Annotated in this window: 6 protein-coding genes; all 6 read left to right on the top strand. The window is 26.9% G+C overall.

Annotated elements, in window-relative coordinates; all coding sequences use genetic code 11:
* Positions 1–227: 227 nt before the first annotated feature.
* Positions 228–1,424, top strand: a complete 1,197-nt coding sequence (locus PHC28_RS13980) for a hypothetical protein (RefSeq protein ID WP_300101838.1) — start codon at positions 228–230, stop codon at positions 1,422–1,424.
* Between the two features lie 130 nt (positions 1,425–1,554).
* Positions 1,555–1,842 carry a PAAR domain-containing protein gene (locus tag PHC28_RS13975; RefSeq protein WP_300101835.1) on the top strand — a complete coding sequence of 96 codons (288 nt, stop codon included), beginning with the start codon at positions 1,555–1,557 and terminating at the stop codon, positions 1,840–1,842.
* Positions 1,843–1,849: 7 nt separating this feature from the next.
* The gene (locus PHC28_RS13970) at positions 1,850–2,236 is read left to right on the top strand and encodes a hypothetical protein (protein WP_300101832.1); all 387 of its coding nucleotides are present in this window, start codon (positions 1,850–1,852) and stop codon (positions 2,234–2,236) included.
* Positions 2,236–4,026, top strand: a complete 1,791-nt coding sequence (locus tag PHC28_RS13965) for a hypothetical protein (protein WP_300101829.1) — start codon at positions 2,236–2,238, stop codon at positions 4,024–4,026. Before PHC28_RS13970 ends, PHC28_RS13965 begins: the two co-directional genes overlap by 1 nt.
* Entirely contained in the window at positions 4,019–5,524 is a 1,506-nt protein-coding gene (locus tag PHC28_RS13960) for a hypothetical protein (RefSeq protein WP_300101826.1), read from the top strand. Before PHC28_RS13965 ends, PHC28_RS13960 begins: the two co-directional genes overlap by 8 nt.
* A gap of 7 nt (positions 5,525–5,531) precedes the next feature.
* A partial coding sequence (locus PHC28_RS13955; protein ID WP_300101823.1) for a hypothetical protein occupies positions 5,532–6,653 on the top strand: 1,122 nt, incomplete at its 3' end.

Genomic DNA, 6,653 nt, shown 5'->3' with positions numbered 1-6,653 from the left:
CATTTAATTAAAACAAGGTGCTATTATCTATGATAAAACCTGGACAAACAGAATGTACAAAGGCATTATTAACAGCAATAGCTCCAAATAGGGTCCCATTTCTACCTTAATTAACAGAGGTAACGTTTACTATCAATCCAAACGAATTCAAATTATTTTGGTTTGATGTTGTAAAATTAACAGAAATAGAAAAGTTTCTAGTTGAATCCAATTCTAGTCAAGTAAATTTGATTACGAATATTTTTAAATATGATGCCTCAATATTAACTATGGTTGGTAATTTCAGTATAACAAATTTTATACAGGAATGTCAACAAGATACTAACACTGGTAGATATTATATTTGTATATATGATATTGGGGGTACTAATTTTATTAGATTAACTAGAACAAATACAGTATTTCCGAATATTGCTCGATTACAAATAAAATCCCCTTCTGGAACAAGATTATATGCTTCTTTAGAAGGTTTATCGAAATTCAATGTATATCAATTAGATAATGGTACAATATTAACTGCTCAATTAACTAAAACTAACCCTCCACAACACGATTTAAATTGTGGATTACCGATAAATTACTACTTGATTGATGGTATTTTACCTGATGGAATAACTTTGGCAAAAAATGGTTTATTATCAGGTATTATTGATTGTATTGATTGTAATAAATCAATAGAAAAATTTGTACCTAGCTCATCGTGGTATGGTCAACAGGCCGTAACAGGAGATTGGTATTCTTGGGGGAGACAATGGAGATTCAAAGCGAGGATTGAATTAGGTGATCATAAAAATATATTCGATGAACGATGGTTTTGTATAAGAGTTTATAAGAACTGGAGTGTAGATCATGAATTATTGCAAGCAATGGATTTAGATGATAAAGATATTGTTATTGAAGTTAAAGAAGACACTATTATAAATCAATTTTGTATCCCATGTTCAGATGATACTATTATCGAAAATTTAATAACGAATAGTTTTAATCCAAGTGATAATATTACTCAAACGAAAGTTATAAATAATATAATTGATACAGAATTATGTTCACCTTGTTCAAATAATATAATAACGATAAAAGATACGATTAAACTTCAATCTAATATAAATATAAATCAATCTAATTTAATTGAATGGTATTTGATGAGTGCGGAAACCAGAAATATCAATGCAATATTATTCAGAAAACAATTAGAAGAAAGTGAAATTTTTAATTATTTGTTGATTAAAAATAATATTATTCCTGGGGAAGTACCATCATCATCAATTAGTATTTCTATAACAGAAACTGATTTAGAATTAAGTATGAGTTTATTTAGAAATGATACTGATATAGATAAACAAATTCTAGATATTGTTAAAGAAAATAATGTTTATTTATCTTTCGAGGGCCATATAATCACAGGAGAGGCAATGTTAATATGATAATTGAAGATTTTTGTCCATGTGATAATAAAGATATTAAACCAAAAACTAAACCATCAAAAGAAATATTTGATTTGAATTTATTATTAAAAAAAATGCAAAAGAATTGTTTAACATATAGGGAATTAACATGGCTAAGGGCGCGGCGAGGATAGGAGATCAATCAACAGGACATGATTGTCATCCACCGCAAATCGCAGTAAAAGGGAGCCACAATGTTAAAATAAATGGTAGAGGTGCAATGAGAGTAGGGGATAAATTTATGGTTCATTGTTGTGAATTTGAATGTCATCCAGGATTCTTAGAGAAGGGTTCCTCTACTGTTTCAATTAATGGTATACCAGCTGGAAGGATCCAAGACGCCGTTGGTTGCGGTGGATCAGTTGCGACTGGATCAACAGATGTTCTGATAGGATAATATTACAATGGTACCACATTACAGGGATTTAGATTTAACATTAACTATTCACCCATTAACAGGGGATATTTCTGATAAATTTGATGATAATGCTATTAAAAGGAGTTTGAGAAATTTATTTCAATTAAATGCATGGGATATTCCTTTTGATCAAAATAAACATAATTCATTGAAAGAATATTTGTTTGATATTCCTTCGCCAATTACTGCAGCAATGATAGAAAAAAAATTGATTTGGTTAGTAAGAACATGTGAACCAAGAGTAACAGTCACTAATATAAACATAGAACCATTATTAGATAATTCTGGTTATATAATTAATCTATCTTACGAGATAAATGATTTAAATTTAATAGATAATTATACACATTTTTTAAAAAGGAATTTTGAATAATGCAATTACCAATAAATTCAATTGATTTTTATCAAATAAAACAAAATTTTATTACATATCTAAAACAACAAAATAGATATACTGATTACAATTTTGATGCATCTGGTATAAGTTCTTTAATCAATTTATTTGCATATAATACCCACTATCTCGGTTATTATGCAAATATGGCATTAAATGAATCTTTTATTGACACAGCACAAACTAAAGAATCATTATATAGTAAAGCTAAATTAAATGGATATATTCCTCAAAGTAAAACTGGAGCTAGAGCGAATTTATCTTTAGCGATAAGAATGCACAATAATCAAGAACCAACATTAAAACAAATAATTATCCCTAAATATTCTTATTTTACTGGCACAAACTCAATTGATGATAATAGAAAATTTTATGTATTAGATGATATATTATGTACTGATAAAACTATAATAGATTCAAATAATATACAATATCATTCACCAGATTTTTATGTTACTGAAGGAACTTTGAGAATTAATAAATTCACTGTACTAGGGAATCCTGAACAAAGATATATTTTAAAAGATAGTAATATAGATATCAATACAATTAGAATAACAGTTTTACAAGAAAGAAATTCTGTTATTGCAATCGACTATAATTTATGTGAAAATATTTTTAATATCGATAAAGATAGTCTTGTTTTTTATTTAACAGCTAATAACGATGGTTTTTATGAAGTATATTTTGGCCAAGATGTTTTTGGAAAACAACCTATTGCTGGTAATATTATTGAAATAACTTATCTGAGTACAAGTGGAGTTGATGGTAATGGGTGTAAAGAAATGTTTTATAATAAACCAAGTGGTAATGATTCAACAACTACATCTGGATATAATAATTTCATAACAACGATCAATTCACAATCTTATGGTGGAGCTGATGCAGAATCTATCGAAACTCTTAGATTTAGTATTCCTTCGCACTATAAAAGACAGAACCGAAATGTACTAGCACAAGATTTCAAAGAATTTATTATTGATAGATATCAGGATATTGAAAGTGTTAGAGTTTGGGGAGGGGAAGAACATTTTGAAAAACAATATGGTTCAGTATTTATTGCCGTTAAACCAAAAATTGGGAAATATATCAGTGATTCTCAAATATATGAAATAAAAAATAATGCAATAAAATATGCTACATTTGGTCAAACGGTTTCAGTGATAAACCCGGAATATATCAGTGTATCAGTAAGTATATTCGTTAAATTTGATAGGAAAAAAACAAATAAAGAATTTGGAGAAATAAAACAAATAATAACAAATAAAATACAATCTTATAATAATTTGTACATGGATAGATTTGATATAGGATTATCAAATGTTGATTTATTAAGTTATATCAAACAAGATAATGATTATATCACTAGAATTTATAGTTCAGCGATAATTTCTAAAACTTTTAATATAACATATTTGAAAAATGAACAACATATAATCAGATTTGGTAACCAGATCTTGCCTAATACATTGAATACATCTTCATTTACATATACAAATAAAATATGTAAAGTTATTGATGATGGAATAGGTAATATGATTATGGTTGATAATACAAATACAAAGGTTATTTCAAGGCCAATAGGTACAGTTAATTATCAAACTGGTACTATAATTGTTATGATAAATGAAAATATCAAAATAAATTCATTAGATATCAATAATAAACCTTATTTGATAATATTTGCAACCCCATCAAAACCTGATATAGAAACTATACACAACAATATTTTATTGATTGAAGATATTAAGGTTATTGAAAATGCGTAATTTAATTTCACCAATAATAATTGATAATATTCCTGCTTTTATAAAAGCAGAATATCCAACTGCAACAAATCTATTAATTGATTATTATAAATGGTTGGAAACAGAAAATAATTTTATTGATGTATTATTTAATTTTTCTACGAATCATGAAATAAATGATATAAATTGTAAATATATTGATTCTATATTATCTGATTTAGGATGGAATACAATAAAAACAGCAGACTTTGATAAAAAAATATTAGTTAATACATTAAAAGATTTTTATATGAGTAGAGGATCTTTAAATGGATTACGATACTTGTTCAGATTGTTATTTAATGTTGATGTTAATGTTACATATCCTAGAGATAGATGGTTTTCATTGAGTGATGCAGAATATTACAACGATACAAAAATTTTAATTACTTCTACGAATTATGATAATTTAATATTTCAAGAATTATTACACGACTCGAATTTAAGTGCATATATTATTGGAAACAATAGTGGTGCACAATGCTTAATCAATAAGATTGATATTATATACGGCAATTTAACATATATTGAATTAACTATCAATAAGCCGGAAAAAAATTTCATAAATGAAAGTGTATCTATTCATTATAAAAATAGAATATTTGTTGAAACGATATACGAACGACCTGAAATAATTATAAGAAACGGGGGTATATTATACAAAGTAGGCGAAGAAATCTCTTTAAGCGGGTATGCAGTTGATGGTAAGATAACTATTAAAAAAGTAAAGAAGGGCAGTTTAAGTGGGGTAAATATTGTTTCAGGGGGAGTGAATTATTCTTTAGGTGATATTATTTCAACTAAAAATACAATTGAAGGAAAAGCATTTTTAGCGACGGTTTCAAAAATAGATTTAAATGGTACTATACAAGAAATCAATATTTTAAATCCTGGAGTTGGATATATTGAAATTCCTGAACTGATTGTATCATCTATTTTAGGTACAGGTGCCAATATTATAGGTGTTACTACTACAATTGGCAAAATTCTTGAAATTCAACATGAATATTTTTATTGGGATGTTGTTTCATCCCCAACATTAGTTATAAATACAGTAACGGGTACAGGCGCAAATTTATTCATTTCAAATAATGTGTATATAAATACCAATCAATCAATACACAGAGATAATTTAAAATTTATAGGATACAATTGCTATTTACATGATGGTAATAAATATAATAAATTTTCTTATGAAATTAGAAGTATTATTCCTTTAACAAAATCTAAAAGACATATATTTGAACATATTCACCCGAGCGGTGTAAATTTATTTAATATAAGAGATTTATATTTTGATACATCAATTGATAACTCAATTGACACAACGTTGAATAATACCACAATAACAAAATTTATATTATTTTCAAATTCACAATATACTAGCGAAACAGCGATATTAGCTGATTTACAAATAAGCAGTTATATTGATATAACTATACAAAATTCCGAAGAACTAATAATTGATAACATAATATAGGTAATAAATGAAATTCTATCCACAAATAAAAAGTTTATTATTAGATTCTCTAATTAATTCATTACAAGATGGAATCGAAAGTTCTTGGATAAAAAATACGAATTATTTGATTTCAACTCAAATCGTATCAGGAACAGGTAAATATATTTCATTAGAATCTGGCAAAAGTGGTATATATCAACCAACCCATACCCATGGTATTAAATCAGATGGTGGTATCAAATGGTTATTTGTGGAACCATATACAAACACAGATACTTATTTGAAAAATCTCTATTTAAGTATTGGACATACCTCAGCTTGGCCAAATGAAAATAGTCCACCAGAACCTATTATAAATGATTCAACCAGAAATACTATTGTTGATGATATATTAACATTACAAAAAATATATTCGAATGATCTTGCTTTTGGTATATTAAAAAACGATTGGGTAGCAAATACACTTTATAACAAATACGATAATACTCAACCAATAACTAATACATATGTTACTGTAAAACAAACTGATGGTTCAATCAGTATATATAGATGTATTGATAACAACAATAATAGTCTGAGTGTAAATAAACCTACTACAAAAGATACGAATAATAATCAAGTAACTAATGATAAATATATTTGGAAATTTTTAACAAATATAGATTATACGACTTGCGCAAAATTTGAAACTGCGACGCATTATCCAATTAGATATAAAAAACCAATAAATAATCATAAAGATAGTATTTCTACATTGAATCTTATACAACAAAAAGGAGATTTTGATCCATTGAATACAGGATCAAATATTCAATTTAGTATCAAACAAACATCTTTATCTGGTTCAGGGTTACAATTAACTGCGAATATCAGTCATATAATTACGAGTTTACGTGTAACTAATGGAGGTATAAATTATGAACCAACTTCATATATAATGATTTACCCTAAAAATTCTCCTGGCACAAATGCGGATATAACTCCACTAATAACAAACGGCAGTATAACTGATTTTACAATCAATAACAATGGAATAAATTATACTGATTTAACAATTTTGATTATTGGAGATGGTACAGGGGCTGTCGCGCACGCACAAATTACAAATGGTAGTATAACTAATATCATAATTGATAATCCTGGGAGT

This window comes from Flavobacterium sp. (assembly GCF_028712645.1).
In the GTDB taxonomy this organism is placed as follows: Bacteria; Bacteroidota; Bacteroidia; order Flavobacteriales; family Flavobacteriaceae; genus Flavobacterium.
Note: the sequence above shows the minus strand (reverse complement) of the source record. Positions and strands in the feature narration are given on the sequence as shown.

Excerpts from the sequence above, each read along its gene's own strand:
- PHC28_RS13970 (WP_300101832.1), top strand. The coding sequence starts at position 1,850 with ATGGTACCACATTACAGGGATTTAGATTTAACATTAACTATTCACCCA.
- PHC28_RS13965 (WP_300101829.1), top strand. The coding sequence starts at position 2,236 with ATGCAATTACCAATAAATTCAATTGATTTTTATCAAATAAAACAAAAT.
- PHC28_RS13975 (WP_300101835.1), top strand. The coding sequence starts at position 1,555 with ATGGCTAAGGGCGCGGCGAGGATAGGAGATCAATCAACAGGACATGAT.
- PHC28_RS13960 (WP_300101826.1), top strand. The coding sequence starts at position 4,019 with ATGCGTAATTTAATTTCACCAATAATAATTGATAATATTCCTGCTTTT.